Source organism: Collinsella sp. AM38-1BH, from assembly GCF_003467545.1.
GTDB lineage: Bacteria > Actinomycetota > Coriobacteriia > Coriobacteriales > Coriobacteriaceae > Collinsella.
Genome location: NZ_QSHC01000024.1, coordinates 2947 through 22290 on the forward strand (window position 1 = coordinate 2947; position 19344 = coordinate 22290).

The 19344-nt window shown below is 59.2% G+C and carries 16 protein-coding genes; 1 reads left to right on the top strand and 15 read right to left on the bottom strand.

Annotated features, from left to right (window positions below; genetic code table 11):
* Positions 1-67: 67 nt before the first annotated feature.
* The 10 genes from DW870_RS08990 to DW870_RS09035 form a co-directional block, all read right to left on the bottom strand.
* A complete protein-coding gene (locus tag DW870_RS08990; protein WP_117735424.1) occupies positions 68-535 on the bottom strand; it encodes a YfcE family phosphodiesterase in 468 nt (155 codons plus the stop codon).
* A gap of 95 nt (positions 536-630) precedes the next feature.
* Positions 631-1347, bottom strand: coding sequence for a LytTR family DNA-binding domain-containing protein (locus DW870_RS08995; RefSeq protein WP_006235156.1), 717 nt, complete (start codon positions 1345-1347; stop codon positions 631-633).
* Between the two features lie 72 nt (positions 1348-1419).
* A complete protein-coding gene (locus DW870_RS09000; RefSeq protein ID WP_117735423.1) occupies positions 1420-2763 on the bottom strand; it encodes a histidine kinase in 1344 nt (447 codons plus the stop codon).
* On the bottom strand, positions 2760-3947 hold the full coding sequence (locus DW870_RS09005; protein WP_117877541.1) for a glycosyltransferase: 1188 nt from the start codon (positions 3945-3947) through the stop codon (positions 2760-2762). The genes DW870_RS09000 and DW870_RS09005 overlap by 4 nt, the downstream gene beginning before the upstream one ends.
* A 171-nt stretch (positions 3948-4118) precedes the next feature.
* Positions 4119-5378, bottom strand: a complete 1260-nt coding sequence (locus DW870_RS09010) for an MFS transporter (RefSeq protein WP_117877543.1) — start codon at positions 5376-5378, stop codon at positions 4119-4121.
* 101 nt (positions 5379-5479) lie between these two features.
* Positions 5480-6424 (bottom strand): zinc dependent phospholipase C family protein, encoded by a 945-nt coding sequence (locus DW870_RS09015; RefSeq protein WP_117877545.1) that lies wholly within the window; start codon positions 6422-6424, stop codon positions 5480-5482.
* A gap of 92 nt (positions 6425-6516) precedes the next feature.
* Positions 6517-7251 carry a LytTR family DNA-binding domain-containing protein gene (locus DW870_RS09020; RefSeq protein WP_117743933.1) on the bottom strand — a complete coding sequence of 245 codons (735 nt, stop codon included), beginning with the start codon at positions 7249-7251 and terminating at the stop codon, positions 6517-6519.
* Between the two features lie 38 nt (positions 7252-7289).
* Positions 7290-8681, bottom strand: coding sequence for a sensor histidine kinase (locus tag DW870_RS09025; RefSeq protein WP_233543796.1), 1392 nt, complete (start codon positions 8679-8681; stop codon positions 7290-7292).
* Between the two features lie 112 nt (positions 8682-8793).
* Entirely contained in the window at positions 8794-10071 is a 1278-nt protein-coding gene (locus DW870_RS09030) for an amidohydrolase family protein (RefSeq protein ID WP_117743931.1), read from the bottom strand.
* 131 nt (positions 10072-10202) lie between these two features.
* The gene (locus DW870_RS09035) at positions 10203-11654 is read right to left on the bottom strand and encodes an APC family permease (protein WP_117735418.1); all 1452 of its coding nucleotides are present in this window, start codon (positions 11652-11654) and stop codon (positions 10203-10205) included.
* Positions 11655-12009: 355 nt separating this feature from the next.
* Here DW870_RS09035 and DW870_RS09520 point away from each other — a divergent pair, with 355 nt between their 5' ends.
* Positions 12010-13011 (top strand): C39 family peptidase, encoded by a 1002-nt coding sequence (locus tag DW870_RS09520; RefSeq protein WP_233547418.1) that lies wholly within the window; start codon positions 12010-12012, stop codon positions 13009-13011.
* 452 nt (positions 13012-13463) lie between these two features.
* Here the strand turns inward: DW870_RS09520 and DW870_RS09045 are convergent, their stop codons facing one another.
* From DW870_RS09045 to DW870_RS09065, 5 genes are all read right to left on the bottom strand, one after another.
* Positions 13464-14918, bottom strand: a complete 1455-nt coding sequence (locus tag DW870_RS09045) for a family 1 glycosylhydrolase (RefSeq protein WP_255413336.1) — start codon at positions 14916-14918, stop codon at positions 13464-13466.
* Between the two features lies 1 nt (position 14919).
* Positions 14920-16269, bottom strand: a complete 1350-nt coding sequence (locus tag DW870_RS09050; protein ID WP_117735417.1) for a PTS sugar transporter subunit IIC — start codon at positions 16267-16269, stop codon at positions 14920-14922.
* 9 nt (positions 16270-16278) lie between these two features.
* On the bottom strand, positions 16279-16572 hold the full coding sequence (locus DW870_RS09055; protein WP_117565033.1) for a PTS sugar transporter subunit IIB: 294 nt from the start codon (positions 16570-16572) through the stop codon (positions 16279-16281).
* 46 nt (positions 16573-16618) lie between these two features.
* Entirely contained in the window at positions 16619-16945 is a 327-nt protein-coding gene (locus tag DW870_RS09060; RefSeq protein ID WP_117565034.1) for a PTS lactose/cellobiose transporter subunit IIA, read from the bottom strand.
* A gap of 115 nt (positions 16946-17060) precedes the next feature.
* A complete protein-coding gene (locus DW870_RS09065) occupies positions 17061-18956 on the bottom strand; it encodes a BglG family transcription antiterminator (protein ID WP_117877549.1) in 1896 nt (631 codons plus the stop codon).
* Positions 18957-19344: the final 388 nt, after the last annotated feature.

The following is a 19344-nucleotide window of genomic DNA, read 5'->3' on the forward strand; positions in this document are numbered from 1 at the left end:
GTTGAACTTTGACCTTTGGCTCATAAAAAACGGGAGATGCGATCTGCATCCCCCGTTTTTGTTGCGGTTACTCTAGGTCAATAAACTTGGTGCTTATGATTTGGCCGTCGTTGACGAGCATTCTGGCCATAGTGGGACCTCGGGTACCTCTGGGGTAGCTGGCGCTGCCCGGGTTGAGGACCAAGCAACGGCCCACTTGGGCTTCTTTGGTTACGTGGGTGTGGCCGTTGATGGCTACGTCTACGGATCCCACCGGGAGGTCTTCGCGGTAGTGGGCTACAGCGAATTTGAGGCCTTCGTAGGTAAAGAGCGCCAGGCGATCCACATCGGGGCCGTAGTCGCGGTAATAATCGTTGTTGCCCAGTACGGCGCGCACAGGGGCGATGGTGCATAGATGCTCGTAGTCCATCTCCGACGTAAGGTCGCCGGCATGGATAATCAAATCCGCACCTTTAAGCTCGTCTAAGAGCGCGGGCGAAAGATAGCCGTGGGTGTCCGAGATGATGTCGATACGCTTGGCGCTTGCACTGTTCATGGGATCCTTTCCGCAAAAAACGATTTGGCAGATACATACAAAAAGGCCCCACGGCTCCGCAGACGATAGGTCCACAGGGCCGCGGGGCCAGTGTGCTAGAGACTCAGAGCCTTCTTGAGCGGCACGACGCGGCGGCGCGAAACCGGCACGCGTTCGTCGACGCCCGTAATGCCCAGCTGGATGGCGCCCGAGGGCACCGTCTCAACGTCGGTAACGCACGCCAAGTTGACGATATAGCGGCGGTGAACACGGAAGAAGCCAAAGTCGCAGAGCTTGGCCTCAAACTGCGCCAGCGAGGTCGTCGACAAAAAGCGATCATCGACGGTATAGATGCAGGAGTAATCGTCCTTGGCCATGATAAAGCGAATGTCGTCCACGGGAATGAGCACCTTGCGGCCGCCCTTTTCCACCGGGATACGCTCGATGGTCACCTTGCTGTCCGTAACCGGCTTAGCGCGTTGCATGACCTTCTCGATCGCGCGATCCAAGCGAGCTTCCTCGACCGGCTTCATCAGATAATCGACAGCATCCACGTCGAATGCCTCGACCGCATGGTCGCTATACGCAGTCACAAACACGATCGCCGGCGGATTTTTGAGCTTATGCAGCGCCTCGGCAAGTTGCAGGCCCGAGGCACCGGGCATCGAGATATCGAGAAACACGACATCCACGCGACTTTCCATAAGCATCTCGATGGCGGAGCGGACGCTCGACGCCTCCGTGATCGTGCCGATCTTGCCCGTTTGCTCGAGCAAGAAGCGAAGCTCCGAGCGAGCCGGCGCCTCATCATCCACAATCATCGCACGCAGCATAGGGATAAAACCTTTCGTCAACTAACTACGCCGGGCATCCGTCGCATGACGTTGAGCCCGTAGCCTTTTATTTTACTCTTGAATGTCAAAGATGCTCTCTGACAAATCAAGATGAAGAAGCACTTTGGTGCCCTTGCCCGGCGCCGATTCGACACGCGTATAGGAGTGTGGCCCATAAAAGCGATGGATGCGCTCCGAAATATTGTGCATGGCCACACCGGCGCCGCCGCCCTGGGGAGAGCTGGCGTCGGGACGAGCAGAGCGCTCGTCAAACAGTCTGGCGGCGGTACCCTCATCCATGCCCACGCCGTTATCAGCAACGGCAATCAAGATTGCATCCTCGCCGTCTTGGTGAACGGTCACGTCGATCCTCAGGGCGCCGTCATCGCCCATACCATGACGCACGGCGTTCTCGACAATCGGCTGAATCACGAACGCCGGCACCAGCGTATCTTCCACGTCCTCGGACACATCGAACGTTGCAAGCACGCGGTCCTCGCCAAAGCGGGCCTTCTCAAAGGTAAGGTAGCGCTTGGTCTGTGCGACCTCGCGCGAGACCGGAATAAGCGATCCCGAGTTGTCGAGCGTGGCGCGATAGAACGATGAGAACTCACGAAGCAGTTCGCGGGCCCGCAGCGGGTCGGTGCGCGTAAACGATGCAATGGTGTTCAGCGTGTTGAACAGGAAGTGCGGGTTAATCTGTGCCTGCAGCGCACGCACCTCGGCGCGCGCCGTGAGTTCCTTTTGCACCTCGAGCTCGTGGATGGCGAGCTGCGTGGACAAGATCTCGGCAAAGCCCGAGGCAAGCGCGTACTGAGTACGGTCGACGGCGCGCGGGGTCTTGTAGTAGAACTTGAGCGTGCCGACGGTACGATCGCCCACCTTGATGGGAGCGATAATGCCGGCGGGGACTTGGTTGTGCGAGCCGTCCGAACCCACGACATCCACCATACGGTTGAACGACTGCACGATGCCATGTTCGATAACGTAGCGCGTTGCAAGCGTGTGGATGGGAGAATCTGGCAATAGTTTTTCCTCAAACTCGCCCGCGCAGGCAAGCACGTTTTCCTCGTCGGTGATGGCCACCGTCATGGCGCGCGTCTCGGGCAAAATGCGCTGGCACACCAAACGCGCCGACTCCTGCGTCAGACCGCCCTTAATGTCCTCGAGCATGGCCGAGGCCACCGAGAGCGTCTCTTCGGTGTACTGCGAGCGCACCGAATCGGGATTGAGCGTCAAAAAGATAAAGATGCACAGAAAGATGCACAGCAGCGCGCAGGCAATCACCGTGGCGATCGGCTCGATGCCGGTCACCAGGGCAAAAATAAAGTACATCAGCACGCAAATGGCGCAGGCAACGGCAATGATGCGAAAGATTGATAATGAACTATCGCGCTGGGCGCGGCGGTCGATCATTCGGCCCCCTCCAGGATACTGATCAGTTGTGCGTCACGCCAAAGCCCGTCCATGATCTTGGGCCAAAAGCTCTGGAAACGCAGGTAGCTTGCAGCGTTTTGGCGCGCATAGGCCTTTGCCTCGTCGATACCATGGCGCCAGATGCGCAGGTAGCCCTCATGCTCGCGGGTAAACACGCTGCGGACCATAGCGGTCTTGCGCACGCGGTCGTCGAGCTCGCGCGAAATCCACGGGCCCGGGTAGGGCATGAGCGATGCCGCCGTAACGGGAATGAGCTCCTTTTGATGCGCGGCGAACGTCAACTTGGCCCGTTCGTAGTACCAACGGTATACATCCTGCATAAAGCGCGGTGAGCGCTTTTCGGACTCCGGAGGCAAATGGCGCACGGTCCACTCGTTATCGAACCACACGTCGTAGCCAAACATGCGCATGTTAAAGAGGTAATCCAAGTCCTCGCCGCGGGTGATAAACGGGTCAAAGGCCACACGCGTAAAGGCGCGGGCGTGCAGGGCCATCAGGCCGCCGCACACGTAGTTGGAGCGCGAGATGCGGGTGCCCGAGAGCGCCTTTTTCATCCAACGGTTGAACTCGATGCGCTTGGTCCACCAACGATGGCAGATGCCCGCCTTGTCCGCGGGAGCCAGCGGCGATCCGTCGCGATCGTAGAAATAGCCGCTCTTGACCAAGATCGGCAGGCCCTGACGCGTCTGCTGACCCAGCGCGTAGGTCGCACGCTTCATAAAGTCGGCATCGATGACAGTCTCATCGTCATCCAAAAAGATAACCGCGTCATGCCCCAGCACAGCGGCACAGGCCAGCCCCATGTTGCGGATGGCGCCGTAGCCTCGCAGACTCACGCACTCGCCCGAACCCTTGGGCGCGATCTGAGCAACCCGGTCTGCGATGCGCGAGGCCTGGGTGTTGGTGACAACGGTGACCTTGAGCGTGGGATGCGCGTCGACAATCTCGTGCACGCGCAGCGACACATCGGCTGTGGCAGAAACGGGACAGACCACCAAAAGGATGATGCGCGGGATGTCGCGCACCTGTTCAAGCGAGGCCAGGCAGCGGTCGAGTTCGGGATTGTCGGCGTTGAGTCGTGTCGAATGGTCATAGGTGCCAGGGGCGTTTGCGCGAGCGTCATCGCCCGCCCAATACGTTGGAATCACGACCGTGGCGTTCATGCCTTACCCTCCCTGCAACACAAAAACGGGACGCCGCCAAACACAGGCGACGCCCCGCGACCTAGCTGACTCCATCATACCCACTTGGGCTAATCATTGTTCGAAAGTCAGAATGTTTATTGCGGATAGCCCCAAAAGAGTATCGCGGCGGACGCAATTACCGGCAAGTTCCTATGCGGCCTGCTCTGCCGTTTGAGACATGCGGGACAGACGGACCAGCAGCGCAAAGCCCACCACCAGCAGCACGCCGATAGACAGGACGCCCAGCGAGGGGTTGCCGGTCAGCGAGGTGACGACCGACACCAAGAAGGTGCCCATAACACTTGCATAGCGGCCAAAGATATCAAAGAAGCCGTAGTACTCGTTGGACTTTTCCTTGGGAATAATGCGGCCAAAGTAGCTGCGGCTGAGCGCCTGCACGCCGCCCTGGAACAGGCCGACCAAAATGGCAAGCACCCAAAACTCAAAGGCGGTCTTGAGGAAGAACGCGGCAAAGAGCACGATGCCCATATAGGCGGCGACTGCCACCAAGATCATGTTGAGCGTGCCCACGCGGCCGGCGAGCTTGCCGTAGATGATGGCGGACGGGAAAGCCACAAACTGCGTGACGAGCAGCGCCAGGACCAACTGGGTCGAATCGATGCCCAAGGCCGATCCGTAGCTGGTTGCCATGGAGATGACCGTGTGCACGCCATCGATATAGAAGAAGAACGCGATCATGTAGACCAGCACGGTCTTGTTGTGGGCGATCTCGCGCATGGTGTGTCCGACCTCGGAGAACACGCCGCCCACAATGTAGCCGATGGTGTCTTCGGGCTTGCGCTCGCGACCGTATTTTTGCTTATAGGTGCGGATGAGCGGCAAGGTAAAGATGAGCCACCAGGCGCCGGTGATAATAAACGACAGGCGCGTGGCCAACATGGTGGGGACGCCAAGGGCCGGACCGCCCATAATGAGCGCCAGGCAGATGATGAACGGCACGGTGGAACCGATGTAGCCCCAAGCGAAGCCCGAACTCGACACGGCGTCCATGCGCTCATCGGTGGTGACATCGGGCAACATGGCGTCGTAGAACGTCATAGACGAGTTGAGGCCGATGGTGCACAGCACATAGACGGTCAAAAACGCCATGGCGGACATCGGGATAGCCTGTGCAAAGCAAAGCACGAGACCCGTCAGGAAGAAGCCCAAGAAGAACTTGATCTTGTTGCCGGCGTAATCGGCAAGCGCGCCCAGAATGGGCATGAGCATGGCGATGACCAGCGAGGCGATCGTCTGCGCATTGCCCCAGGCGACCACCAGGTCGGCCGAGGAAGCGCCGGTATTGATGGCGTTAAAGTAAATGGGCACCACCGAGGTATTGAGCAGCACGAGGGCCGAGTTTCCCACATCGTACATGACCCAGTTACGCTCGAGCTTGGTGTATTTCATGGACAGGGACCCTTCGTATTCGCCCGATATGCAGTTAATTCATCGTACCCCAATTGTCCAGAAGCACCGGTAAGGATTCGGCAAAGGGGCACGCATGGGCCCTATTCCTCGCGGTCGAACTCCTCATCGACATTGAGCACGCGACCGCTGTAGTTGACGTGACTGGTCACGGCCTCCATGTCGCCGGTCTCGATAAAACGCGCGACCGTACACTCGTAATCGACCAGCGCGCGATCAAAGACCTCGGGGAAACTCTCATTCGAGACCTTATCGGTAAAGGGATTCTTCCATGTCAGATGGCCCAGGTTACCGGTGCGCTCGGGCAGCTCCGTCGTCACGCGATGGGCAAGGCCGTCGAGCAGCGAGTAGTCGTGCACCAAGCCCTCAACCAACGAGATCGCGCGCGTCTTTACGGAGCCGGCCGGCTCAATCGCGCGGTAAAGTCGCTGCATATTGGCAACGGCGGCACCGTATTCCCCCGCCGGAATGTCAATACCGTACACGCGTCCGGCAACATAGCTCATCAGCACGCCGGCAACGCGATTGATACGGTCGGTGGTGACGATCTCGCCCGCCGGCGGGTAATCGTCGACCGTAGCGCCATCGCGTTTAAGCTGCAGCATCAGTACATCCAGGTCGCTCTCGATCACGGCATGGACCTGACTGCTCGAATCCTCAAGCTCTGAATCGGACTCCACGATGCCAAACTGTTGCTCATAGACAAAGGGGTGGGCGTTGCGGTCGAGCACGTAATGAGACAGCAGGCCCAGCGCAAAGGCGCGACCCAAGCTGGCGTCGCGCGGCAACAGATGCGACACGCCGTCGCGCAGGCACGCGAACTGGCGAGACATACGCGACCGATGCATGACCTGCGCCAGCAGCGTGCAGTCGGAAACACGCGGTGTCAGAATGTGAAAGAAAAACGGGTCGGGGCCTTGGTTGCCCAAGATAAAGGCAATGCGCTCTTCATCGGACGTGATGACGCCCTGCGGAAGACGGTCGATGCTTTCCTCGCCAAACAGATGATGGGTGATAAGCGCGGGCATAATGATCCTTTCGATTTCATTCGATGCCACCCATTATGCCCACCGCGCGCCCATGCCAAACCTGCGATGGTAAACGACGGCACGCAGACCGTCTACGCAAGCCCCAAGTGTGCTTTAACCTCGGCAGCGCGACGGCGGGACACGGGCACCGTCGAGGTTACGCGATCGAGCCTGAGCTCCATAAGACCCGTGGAACCGATCTCGACATTGTGCACGTCTTCCAAATTGACCAGATAGCTGCGATGAACGCGAATAAAGCCCTCGGAGACCAAGCGACGCTCGAGCGAAGAGATCGACTCATTGATCAGGTACGTTCCCTCGGCGCAGATGGCGTTGCAAAAATCGGCGCGCGCCTCAAAGTAGCAGACGTCTGCGGCGGGAATGAACACCTTTTTGCCCCCGCGGTCCACCGTCAGACGCAAAGGCTGGCGCGGAGCGTGGATAACACGACGGACACCCAAGGCTGCCTCGATCTTGTCGAGTGCCTTTGACAGGCGTGCGTCCTCGACCGGCTTGACGACATAATCGACGGCATCGAGGTTATAGGCATCGGCCGCATACTCGGCAAACGCCGTCACAAACACAACCACCGGCGGCGTCTTTAGGTTCTGCAGCGTCTCGGCAAGCTCAATTCCCGAGCGACCGGGCATGGTAATGTCTAAAAACAGCACGTCGGGCTTGTTCGACAGAATCGACTCCACGGCTTCGGTGACATTGCCCGCCTCGGCAATCTGGCCCACACGCGTATCCTTTTCCAACAGATAGCGTAGCTCAGCCCTAATGGGAGGTTCGTCATCAACCACCAAGATGTTCCAGCCTTCGGACATATGTGCTTCCCCTCTTTTTCTCTCAATCCAACCGCGTGCTACGCCGTCAACGGCGCCGGCTCATGCGGCTCGCCGTTCAGCTCGACGATGACCTGCGTTCCCACGCCCCCCTGGGACTTCACGCGCATGCCGGAATCTTCTCCGTAAAAGAAATGGATGCGCTGAAGCACGTTGAAGAGCGCCAGGCCGCAACCTCGCTTGACGGAGCCGTCGGCGGTAATGCTCTCGGGCTCCTCCAGGCGATGTTGCTCAAACAGATGTGCGCAGACCTCTTCGCTCATACCGATGCCATCGTCCTCGACGATGATCTCCAAACCGTCATCGGTCTCGAAAGCCCTAACATGAATAGAAAGCGGCTCGGTCTCGCGCTGCGCGTGCTTGATGCAGTTTTCGAGCAACGGCTGCAAGATAAACGGCGGCACCATGCAATCGCGCACCTCAAAGTCGATATCGACCGAGACGCGCAGACGGCCGTCGCCATAACGAGCCTGCATAAGATTGATATAGCGAGTGCCCTGTTCCACCTCGTGCTCGAGCGTGGTGAGCGTATCGGAATCAGAAAGCGTCTGACGATAGTAGTTGGAGAAGTCGATCAGCAGCGACCTGGCCTTGTCGGGCTCGGTTCGAACGAGCGACACGATGGTGCTGATGGTGTTAAACAGAAAATGAGGATCGACCTGCGATTGCAAGGCACGCAGCTCCACGCGGGCCGTAAGCTCGTCCTGGCGCTCGAGCTCAAAGCTCGCAAGCTGCGTGGAAATGAGGTCGGCAAAGCCCGAGGCAAGCGCCGTCTGGCGCATATCGATGCTGCTCAGACGGGGATAATACAGCTCGAGCGTGCCCACGCAATGCCCGCGCACGGTAAGCGGTGCGACAATACCGGCGCGCAGGCGCGGAAAGTAGCCACCCGTCTCGGTCGAGGCATCGCGCGAGAACACGCTTTGCTCACCGCTGTTGATCACGTTGAGCGTAGTCCGCAGTACCACCGGGGTGCCCGCGGGGCATTTTGCCGAGTCCTCGCCCCAGCTTGCCAACACCTGCTTGCCGTCGGTAAAGCAGATGGCAGAGGCGATAGTTTCGGACAGGATGATCTTAGAGGCGCCCAGGGCAGCTTCGGGCGTAAGGCCGCGCGACGTGTAGGCGAATATTTTTGATGCGATGGCGAGCGTGCGGTCGGTTGCGCTCGATGTGAGGTCGTCGGGAACGACAAAGACGTACGAGAAGAAGAAGCACAGCATGACCAAGCCGGCAATGACGACAACGGCCGGAACGGGATTGGGATTATCGGTTAGATCCCAGATGAGCAGCAGGATAAGCAGCGGAACGACAATACCGAGCAAGATGGCTTGAACCACATGCTGAGCGGTACGAAAGACCTTGGTAGAGTTGTAGCTCTTGCCCAGAATCAGCCTATTGAGATCCACCGTCATCCCCTTCTTACTGACGCACCCCATAGCAATAAAGAGGGCCGCAAGCGACCCTCTCCATTGCATTATGCAATCAAATACTGTGTTTTACATCCAGCCATCGATGAACGGTAGCTTAGGCGCTGTACTTGTTTGCCTCGCCGAAGCTGCCGGCTTCGACAATCCAGCCGTCCTTCATGATGACGTCCATGTTGTCGGTGTTGAGCACGTGGATGTCGGCGGCGACGTCACCATTGACGACCAGCAGGTCGGCGCACTTGCCAGCCTCGATGGAACCGGTCTCGTCCTCGATGTGGCACATCTTGGCACCGTTGAGGGTGGCGCAGGTGATGGTCTCGACCGGGGTGAAGCCGATCTTGTCGACGAACTCGTACATCTCCTCGATGGAGCAGGTGCCGTACGGGGTGACGAAGGAGAAGGAGTCGGAGCCGATCGTCATGACGACGCCGCGCTTCTTGGCCTCGCGCAGGCAGTCGTAGTTGCGCTGCAGTTCCTTCTCGACCAGGGTGCCCTCGTACTTGTCGTGCAGCTCGGGGACGTAGACGGGCGGATAGGTGGCGTACCAAGTGGGCAGGAAGGCGATCGTCGGGGTGAAGAAGGTGCCCTGCTCGGCCATGAGGTCCATGGTGCGCTCATCGATATCGAAGCCGTGGATCAGCTGCTCGCAGCCAAAGCGGACGGAATCGTAGGCAGCGGCGTGGTTGTTGTAGCAGTGGCTCCACACGGGGATGCCGACCATCTTGGCCTCTTCGACCACGGCCTGAATCTCCTCGGAGCAGTAGTGCTGGTCGCGGCCGGAGTCCCAGCGCCAGATGCCGCCACCGGTAGCCCAGATCTTGATGGCATCGGGGTTCTCGCGCAGGCGACGGCGGACGGCCTTACGCAGATCCCAAGGACCGTCGACCTGATCGCCCCAGGGGTGCGATTCCTTGTTGAGCTCCTGGCTGCAGTGGTGGGAGTCGCCGTGGCCGGCAACGCGGCAGAAGCCAAGGCCGGTTGCCAGAACGCGCGGGCCCTTGAAGACGCCCTTGTCGATGCAGTCACGGATCTGGATACCAAAGCGGCCGATCTCGCAGACGGTGGTGAGACCGTGGGTGAGGCAGTCGTAGGCCTGCTTGACGGCGACGGCCTGCTTCTCGAGGAGCGGCTGCATGACCCAGTCGGTGTCATCGTCGGTCAGGTTGCCCGAGAAGTGCAGGTGGGTGTCGATCAGGCCGGGAAGGACGGTCTTGCCGGCGGCGTCGATAACCTCAACGCCCTCGGGAAGGTCCTGCATGACACCGGCGTACTCGATCTTGCCATTGTCGTCGACGAGAACGAGGGAGTTCTCGACCGGCTCGGCACCGGTACCGTCGATGAGCTTGCCGCCAACGATTGCATACTTAGTGGACATGGTTCCTCCTTATGGATCCATATAGTGGGCGAGGCCGCGTTGGGTTAAGGCCTCACAAAACTACCCAAGTGGTGCCGGGTTCGGTGCGCGGGAGAGAGGGCCCCGCACACCCGATCCGTCCCGGCTAGGCGTTATTTTTTGCGGGAATTGGTGAAGGCCATGAGGGCCAGGCCAACAGCCAGCCAGCCGATCACGATGCTCCACTCCACCATGTTGAGGGAGGCGGGAGAGAACGGGATCACGAGCAGGCCAATGATGGTGCCGCAGGCAACGATAGCGAGGCTGATGCCAAACTTGCCGCCGGGCACCTCGTAGGGACGAGGCAGGTCGGGCTCGGTGAAGCGCATGCGCAGGCAAGCGAGGGCGACCATGCCGCAGGAGAAGATGAAGGCGAGAGCCGACACGTTGGTCAGAGGGATGAGCATGTTCTTGCCCAGGAACGGACCGACGACGGTGATGACGCCCAGAACGACGCAGGCGAGCTTGGGAGCGCCGGACTTGGGATCGACCTCGGCGAACTTCTCGGGCAGCTGGCCCTTGCGGCCCATGGCGAGCATGATGCGGCTCGTGGCGCCGTAGAAGGAGTTCATCGGGCCCATGGGTCCAAGCGTGGCGATGACGAGCATGGCCAGGTACAGGAGCATGTTGATGCCCTTGAGGCAGGCAAGCGCGGGAACCGGGCTCTTAACAAACTCATGCCAGTCGAGGATGGTGCCGAACGAGTAGATGCAGACCATGTAGAAGCCGCCGGCGGCCAGCAGAGCCAAGGAGATGATCTTGCCGAACTTGTTCCAGTTGAGGCCCTCGGCTGCTTCCTCAGCCTGCTGAGGAATGGTGTCGAAGCCGGCGTAGAAGAACGGGGTCAGAACCAGGACCGAAACGATGCCTGCGAACAGGCTGGTGCCCTCGGTAGCGGGCTTGCCGCCGCCAGCACCGGTGACCTGGGAGAACACGGGCATGGCGTTGTCCGGCGAGCCGGTGAACAGCGAGACGCCCATGGCGAGTAGCATGCCGCAGAGCAGGGCCTTGGTCAGGAAGGCCTGCAGCTTGGCGGCCGAGCTGGCACCGCGGAAGTTGAGGAAGATGACGTAGGTTGCAAAGCCGAGCGCGATCAGCGTCGGGAACAGGTAAACGTCGGCGCCCAGGATAGTGTAGAGCTTGACGGCGCGCAGCCACTCAAGGCCGGGCAGGCTGCCGAACATCTCGGACACGAGGGTCGAGATGGCGATGGCCTCCCACGGGCACAGGATGCCGTTGCCCAGGGCCAGGAGCCAGCCGGTGATGTAGCTCATCGTACGGCCAAAGCTACGATCGACATACTCGACGATGCCGCCCGAAATTGGGATAGCAGCCGTGAGCTCACCAAAAACAGCTCCGACGGGCACGAGGAAGATTGCGCCCAAGAGGAATGCAATCATAGCGGGAACGGGACCGCCGCCCACGACCATCCAGTCGCCGACCTGCAGAACCCAACCGGTACCGATGATGGCACCGAAACCGATGGTGAAGAAGTTCCAGAGCGAAAGCGTTTTCTTCATGCCGCCGTTGTCCTCGACTGCAACTTCTGCGTTCTTGTCCGCCATTGTTCCCCTCCTTTCCTTTTTGACGCCCCCTGGCGTCACCCCTTGCGCGGCCTGTTCGACCGCGCGCTTTTATTTCGTGGCTTTAAGATACGGCCTCGGCGCCACGCTGCCGCTTATGGCTCGACCGAAGGCAGAACTGCAAAACGAGCGGCGCCGTTTTTGGGACGAACGGCGGGAGACGTCATTCGTCCTGGACGCTTTCATCTTGTCTGCTTTTGGATACCTGTTGCCGTGACGCTTGGCGCGCGGCGCGGCAACGTTCATACCATTTGTCAGGCTTTTGGCGCACATACCCATGTGTCGTGCATCTTTTTATGTAGGATAGACAAGTTACACACGAGGCAAGGTGATTCGAATGGCATACGGATACAATGACGGCGACCAACGGCCACAAAGCGTGCGCCTTGCCGGCCGCACCACGCCAACGCCCAGAAGCACCTCCGACAACGGCAACCAGCAGCGCCCCCAAGAGCAGCCCGGGGCTTCATCTCGGCAACAAAGCCGTACCGTGCAGCAGTCAGACCGCGTGAGTACGAGCGCACGCCAACGCCAGACCGACACATCACAGCCGCGCCGCTACGATCGCCGTAAGACCGACTACTACGTTAAACGCTCCTTTTCGCGACCTCAACGCGATCGCGGCAATTCCGCCCCTCACCCCGCGTCGCATACCACAAGCCACGTGCTTCCGGCCCGCCGCCTACGCCTTGCGCTTTGCTCCATCGCCGCCTGCCTCGTCTTTGTGTTTTTGGGATCCTGTATCTCCCACGGATCAGCCGGTCTTGAGCCCACTGCCGAGGACAAGCTGCTTAAAGCTCCCGTCGCGCCCGGTTACTCCTTTGCGTTCTCGACCCCACGCTCGCAATGGCAGGCCGGTACCATGCCCCACATCTACCAAATTGACCCCGCATGGTCGGAGCTGTCCTATGCCGGTGGCACTATCCGCGAAAACGCTTGCGGTCCCACTTGCCTCGCCATGGTCTATATCTTTAAGACCGGCCACACCGATAAGACGCCGGTCGATATATGCGCGCTGGCCGAAGCCGGCAACTACGCCCCCACTGGTGCCACCGAGTGGTCGTTTATGACAGGCGGTGCGTGGCAGCTGGGACTCAACGGAACACAGCTCTATAACGATCGTGAATCGATTACCCAAGCACTTCGCTCGGGTGCGCCCGTTATCGCCGCAGTGCGCCCCGGTACGTTTACCAACGTAGGCCACTACATCGTGCTCTACGGCATCGACGATGCCAATCAGATTGGCGTCTACGACCCCAACTCGGCCAGCCGCAGCGCCCGTCGCTGGGGCGTCGTAGAGGTCCTCAACGAAGTCGAAGCCATGTGGGCCTACTACTAGTCATTGGGCACTCATTGGGGACAGACTTAAACGAGTGGTCGTTGGGGACAGTCTTACGGACGCCGGCCGAGAGCAGACAAAAAGGGCCATCCCGAACTGCTTGGAACTGCCGGCACGGAAAGCGCATCCTGCTTTGGGGCCCAATAGCGGGATGCGCTTTCCGTTAGCGGCCCGTTTGGGAAACTAGGGACCGCTTTTCGACAAAAATCTGGGATGCATTTTCCGATTGAGGGCCTCAAGGGAAACCGCACCCCATGTTGGACGCTCATTCTGGGATGTGCTTTCCGCAGTTGATCGATGCGGCCTTTTAGGACTGTCCCAAGCTGCCGGCAGGAAAGGAACGTCCCCAAGTGCCGGGTTTCCGCAGTCTGCAATGCTCCTCATGAACAGCCGCCTCAATAGCAAAAGCCCCGCGGCCGAAGCGGACCGCGGGGGCAACAGACCTGCAAGAGTTAACTCAAGTCCTCGCCATTTGATGCAATGACCTTTTGGTACCAGCAGAAGCTGTCCTTTCGGTAGCGATCGAACGTGCCTTTGCCCGTATCATCGGCATCGACATAAACAAAGCCATAGCGCTTCTTCATCTGCCCCGTCGAGGCCGACACCAAATCGATACAGCCCCACGGCGTGTATCCCATCAGGTCAACACCGTCCTCGACAATTGCATCGCGCAGCGCAAGAATATGCCTGCGCAGGTAATCAATATGATACGCATCGTGGACTTTGCCGTCTTCCAGCGCATCGAGTCCGCCCACACCGTTCTCAGCGATAAAGAGCGGAAGATGGTAACGATCGTGGTAGCCGGCAAGCGTCACGCGCAAACCCAGCGCATCGATCTGCCATTTCCAGGCAGTCTCTTTATCCTTGAGGTACGGATTGCGCAGCGTCGGGAACACGTTGCCCTCCGCCTTCTCAGCGATCACCTGGTCATCGGCGCACACCAAGCGCGAGCAATAGTACGAGAACGAGATGAAGTCGACGGTATGCTCGGCCAGATACTCCGTATCGCCCGGCTCAAAGGGCACGTGAACACCCTCTTTCTCGAGCGCACGCAGCTTCCAAGTAGGATAGGCGCCCGCAGCCATCACGTCAGTGTAGAAGTAGCGGCCGCGGTCCTCCTCATACGCAAGCCATACGTCCTCGGGCGCACAACGGTACGGATAGGTCGCACCGGCAGCGATCATGCAACCCACCTTGTTTGCGGGATCGATCTTGTGCAGGATCTCGACAGCGCGAGCGCTCGCCATAAACATATGGTGCGAGAACGCCGCGGTCACGGCTGCACGGTCACGCTCATCCTCGAGCGTGACGCCCGCGTTGAGATAGGACAGCGCCACGCTGTTGATCTCGTTGAAGGTGAGCCAATAACGCACGAGGCCCTGGTACGCACGTCCGACGGTCTCGACGTAGTGCGCATACCGCTCGATCATCTCTCGGCTTTGCCATCCACCATAACGCTCGACCAGAGCCAACGGATAGTCGTAGTGCGACAGCGTCACGAGCGGCTCGATTCCGTGCTCGCGCAGCGCCTCGAATACCTGACGGTAAAACTCCAAGCCCTCACCGTTGGGCTCGGCCTCCATCCCTGTGGGAAAAATACGGCTCCAACAAATTGAAAGACGCAGGCACTTAAAGCCCATCTCGGCAAAGAGCTCGACGTCCTCGCGCCAATGATGGAAGAAGTCGTTGCCCCAACGGCATGGATACAGCCTGTCCGGATCATCCACGGGCTTTTGCCTGCCAAACATCACATCCCAGCGGTCGGGACCCTGTGGAATCAGGTCGGAGTGCGACATACCGCGGCCGCCCTCGTTCCAACCCCCTTCGGCCTGGTTGGCAGCGAGCGCGCCGCCCCACAAAAAGCCCTCGGGCATACCGGCAGCAGACGTTCTGTCAAAGTAACCCATGCTACTCAGCATCCTTGGCAGAAGCTGCCGCGGCGTTCTCCTGCTCCTGTGCCAGGAGCAGGTTGTCGTACACCTTAAAGAACGGGTACCAGACCACAGCCATGACCACGATCAAAACGATCGTAAATACCCAGATGCGCGGGTCGAGGCACTGGATAAAGCCCTGAACGAAGATGGGGAACGTGCCGCTCACCAAGATGTAGAAGTTAGAGACAAGACCCAGTGAGATTGCACCCCAATACAGCAGGGCCGAAATCATACCGCCCAGCACGAACGGAACCATGAGGATCGGGTTGAAGATGATGGGTGCGCCAAAGATCGCGGGCTCGGAGATACGGAAGAAGCTCGGCACGATCGATGCCTTGCCAAATGCCTTGAGCTGCTGCGACTTTGCCCTAAACGCGCAGAGCGCCACAAAAGAGAACGTATTGCCCGTGCCGCCGATGAGGTTGATGACCATCGACATGAATACCGGGTGGAACTCAAGCGGCTGCCCAGCAGCGTAGAGCGAGGCGTTGGCAGCAAAGGCGGCAAGCGTGACCGGGGCGGTGATGGGCATCACGATCATGTTGCCGTGGACGCCAAAGCACCAAAACAGCAGCGTCATGAAGCAGATAAGCAGTGCGCCGGGCACAGAGTCAACTGCGACGGAAAGCGGGGCAGCGAGCAGCTTCTCGATAACCGAGGGGATGGACAGCGTGGGATCGATCATCTGGATCAGCAGGTTGCCACCAAAGAAGATGAGGATGTTGGCGAGCATAGGCACGATGGCGCCAAAGGTTTCGGACAAAAACGGCGGCACGCCATCGGGCATCTTGATGGTGATGCCCTTGGTCTGGCAGAAGCGCGTGACCTCGACGGAGACCAGGGCAACGATGATGGCGGTAAACAGGCCCTGCGCACCCAGATAGGTGCAGGGGACCGCCTGGAGCACGGACTCATCAGCAAGCTGGTAGTAGGACGACGGCGCCGCGGCGATCAGGAACATCACCAGCGAGGTCATACCGGCGTTAAGCTTGGGCATCTTGTAGGTGCCCGCCAGGTTATAGGCGATTGCGAACGTCACGATCACCGACAGTATGCCCATCGTCATGTTGAAGGGGATGAGCAGCGTGAGCTTATTGGCCGTGGCAAAATCGAGCCAAGGGCCAAAGACGGACCAGAACCCGCCCCGCGCCACCAGGTCGGCCGTGACCGGCGGGTTGGCGATGATCATAAAGACGGCAGAGACCAAGATGAAGCTGATCGCGCTCATAAAGCCCTTTTGCATGGAGGCAAAGTGGCGCTCGGCGCCGCAGAAATTGGCAATAGGGGTCAGTTTTTCCTGAAGCAGGGTCATGAACTTTTCCATAGTCGCCTCCTAGCCCAACAGCGACTGGGCGAGTGCCAGCACGTTGGCGGCGTTGCCCATGCCGTAGTCCTGTGCGGGGATGACCGCGGTCGGCTTACCGCTCCCCTGCTTGACGGTGTTGAGCTGGTAGGACACCTGCGGCCCCAAGAGCAGCACGTCATAATCGGCGCAGGTCTCCTGATACTCGCCGATACCCACCGCATCGATATCGAGCTCGATGCCGTTTTGCTCCGCGTATTTCTCGAGTTTCTTCATCAGAATGCTTGTAGACAGGCCAGCTGCGCAAACAAGAAGGATCTTCATAAGGGATTCCCTTCGCATTGATTGGTTGGATAGTCGCCGCACGCCGTTAGGCGTTCTTGGCTGCAGTGCGCTCATACAGGCAGATCAGCTCCTGCACGAGCTCCTGAGCAAGCATGGAGCACATGAGGTGGTCCTGAGCATGGACCAGCAACACATCCACCGACAGATGCTCGCCCGCCGCCTCGGTCGAAAGCAGCTGCGTTTGGATGTGGTGAGCTTTGATTCCCGCATCCTTTGACTGCTTCATGAGTTTGGCGGCAGCGTCAAAATCCCCCGCCTTTGCCTTTTCAAGGGCTTCGAAGGCAAGGCTGCGCGCCTCTCCCGCTGCAGCGACCAGCTGAAACGAAACCATCTCGGTTCCCTGATCGTCCATAACGGTCTCCTCTCCCGTGATGTTTGGTTTGTACTTGAATATTCGAAACGCCTATCTCCCACCCGCAATCCTCGAGGTTTATTGCAGGCAGGCAGGGTTTTCGACAAAAGAAGCCTTAAGCCGTATGCGCTTGCACAAGCGCCATCAGCTCATGCCAGGACCGGCGCTCGCGTAAGCGCTCGACCCCCTGGCGGTCCATAAAGATCTCAGCGAGCAGCGAGCTCAAGATCCGCGCCTCATCGCCGCCCGACCGGGCAAACGACACCATAAAGACGATATCGACCTCATGGCCGTATTCGTCCCAAAGAATGGGATGTTCGAGCAGGCCCACGGTAACAAAGGCCTCGGCGCTCAAAGGATGCATCCCATGGGGCATGGCCACCCCATTGCCAAACGAGGTGGCACTCGCGCTCTCGCGCTCGGCAACCTCTTGGGCAAACTGGGCATCGACACGGCCGCTCTCGACGGCGCGCTCGGAGAGATATCGGAGAACGGCCTGCTTCGACGACGCCTCAACGCGGTTGAAGAACAGGGCACGGCTAAAGAAAGCGCTCAGGGAGTCCGATTGCGCAGCGTCATCACTCAGCACCTTGCGGATAGCGTTGACATCGCTCGTCTCCAAGAAGAAATCGGCCTCGCGGACGGGCACGGGCAACTTGACGTTGAGCGGCACCGTTGTGAACACGTAGTCGATGTGCGAAAAGTCGAGCGTTCCCACGCGGGCGACGTCGCATGTCTCAATCGACTCGATATACATACCAAACTGCTTGCGGTACTGGTGCTCGAGCATACGGGCGCTTCCCGCTCCCGAGGCGCACACGATCAGGATGCGTTTGCGACGCGGCTGGTCGGCTTGCTGCTCGAGGGCCAGGGCAAATGCCATGGCGATGTAGCCGAGCTCTTCATCAGAGGGCTGGCTGCCAAAATGACGCTCGAGTACCTGCGAGGTGCCAGCTGCCATCGAATAGGCCAACGGAAACCTCGTCTTGATATCGGGCAGCATGGGGTTATCCATATGCATGTGATATTCAAGGCGATAGCCCAGAGGGCCGATATGCCGAGCAAGGTTCATGCGAAGTTCAAGATCGCCGCTAAAGTCAAACCTAAACTCATCGTTGACCGCACGTACCATCTCGGAAGCAATCTCCCACATCTCATCTGAGATAACGGCAGAGCCCTTCTCGGGCACGCCCGTGCCCCTGCCGAGCAAATGGATTGCGATAAAGGCAACCTCTTCTCGGGGCATGCTCACGCCCAGGGCATCCTTGATGTTTGCGGCAATCTGGAAAGCCGCGGCGTATTCGCGCGTTCCCTCCAGTTTTTGAACGTCCGATTCTGCAGCTGGGACATAGCAGCCCTGCTCGATGCGGCCAAGAGCGATGTAAAGATGCATGATGAGATTGCGGGATGCCAGCGAGCTCACCGTGACGGGCGAGGCCGTCAGGGCATCGTCCACACATGCGGCGATGGCCCGCAGGCGCTCGGCGAGCTTTGCATCGTCGGTGTCGGGCAACACGGGCCTCACCAGCGAGGCGAGGCACAGGCGCCGTTGCGACTCCCCGCCCGCAACGCGGATTCCGTAGCGTGGGCGCTTTTCGAGCGTTAAGTCAAATTGGGCGAGTTTCTGCTCTACCAGACGCATGTCATTGGACAGAGTTCGCGCCGAAACGTAGAGTAAATCCGCATACTCCTCAATCGTCACCCACTGGGACCGCATGAGGAGGTCGTTAAGAAGGAAGGACACACGGCCGTCGCGCGTATCAGGAATGCCCGGATGAGCCAGAGCCGCACCGTCTAGCAAGCGAGCAAGCTCATCTGCACGTGCAACATCGATACGATACTGCCCCTTGCTGCCAACGATGCGTGCAACCCCTGCAAGGTTGTCGTTTGCGCGATGGATATAGTTTCTCACGGCGCGTTCGCTTACCTCGAGACGCTTGGCAAGTACCGCGACAGCGACAGGCTGAGCGTCCTCGATCATATTTACAAGCTGCTTGACGCGAGCATCCATGTCCTCCTCCTTTCCCTGCGTCTAGTCTAACGCGGTAAAGAATGACACTCCACGTCGCGCTCGTTCCGCCAACTCGGAACAGGTTGCGGGGAGTCCAGCTGAGCTATGGAGAGCCTGGGGAGAGGGCCCGAAGGCAATGCGTCGGTGTGGGATGCGCCTTCCCAGCCATTGGGCAGTCATTGGGGACAGACTTAAATGAGTAGTCGTTGGGGACGTTCTTGTTTGACTAGTCGTTTAAGAACGTCCCCAATGACTATTAAGGACTGTCCCAAGCTGCCGGCAGGAAAGGACCGTCCCCAAGTGCCGGGTTTGTCCCCAATGACTAGGTGAATAGCAAAAGCCCCGCAGTCGGAGCGGACTGCGGGGCTCATGAAGAGAGGTAGTTTGT

Excerpts from the sequence above, each read along its gene's own strand:
- DW870_RS08990 (WP_117735424.1), bottom strand. The coding sequence starts at position 535 with ATGAACAGTGCAAGCGCCAAGCGTATCGACATCATCTCGGACACCCAC.
- DW870_RS08995 (WP_006235156.1), bottom strand. The coding sequence starts at position 1,347 with ATGCTGCGTGCGATGATTGTGGATGATGAGGCGCCGGCTCGCTCGGAG.
- DW870_RS09000 (WP_117735423.1), bottom strand. The coding sequence starts at position 2,763 with ATGATCGACCGCCGCGCCCAGCGCGATAGTTCATTATCAATCTTTCGC.
- DW870_RS09005 (WP_117877541.1), bottom strand. The coding sequence starts at position 3,947 with ATGAACGCCACGGTCGTGATTCCAACGTATTGGGCGGGCGATGACGCT.
- DW870_RS09010 (WP_117877543.1), bottom strand. The coding sequence starts at position 5,378 with ATGAAATACACCAAGCTCGAGCGTAACTGGGTCATGTACGATGTGGGA.
- DW870_RS09015 (WP_117877545.1), bottom strand. The coding sequence starts at position 6,424 with ATGCCCGCGCTTATCACCCATCATCTGTTTGGCGAGGAAAGCATCGAC.
- DW870_RS09020 (WP_117743933.1), bottom strand. The coding sequence starts at position 7,251 with ATGTCCGAAGGCTGGAACATCTTGGTGGTTGATGACGAACCTCCCATT.
- DW870_RS09025 (WP_233543796.1), bottom strand. The coding sequence starts at position 8,681 with ATGACGGTGGATCTCAATAGGCTGATTCTGGGCAAGAGCTACAACTCT.
- DW870_RS09030 (WP_117743931.1), bottom strand. The coding sequence starts at position 10,071 with ATGTCCACTAAGTATGCAATCGTTGGCGGCAAGCTCATCGACGGTACC.
- DW870_RS09035 (WP_117735418.1), bottom strand. The coding sequence starts at position 11,654 with ATGGCGGACAAGAACGCAGAAGTTGCAGTCGAGGACAACGGCGGCATG.
- DW870_RS09520 (WP_233547418.1), top strand. The coding sequence starts at position 12,010 with ATGGCATACGGATACAATGACGGCGACCAACGGCCACAAAGCGTGCGC.
- DW870_RS09045 (WP_255413336.1), bottom strand. The coding sequence starts at position 14,918 with ATGGGTTACTTTGACAGAACGTCTGCTGCCGGTATGCCCGAGGGCTTT.
- DW870_RS09050 (WP_117735417.1), bottom strand. The coding sequence starts at position 16,269 with ATGGAAAAGTTCATGACCCTGCTTCAGGAAAAACTGACCCCTATTGCC.
- DW870_RS09055 (WP_117565033.1), bottom strand. The coding sequence starts at position 16,572 with ATGAAGATCCTTCTTGTTTGCGCAGCTGGCCTGTCTACAAGCATTCTG.
- DW870_RS09060 (WP_117565034.1), bottom strand. The coding sequence starts at position 16,945 with ATGGACGATCAGGGAACCGAGATGGTTTCGTTTCAGCTGGTCGCTGCA.
- DW870_RS09065 (WP_117877549.1), bottom strand. The coding sequence starts at position 18,956 with ATGGATGCTCGCGTCAAGCAGCTTGTAAATATGATCGAGGACGCTCAG.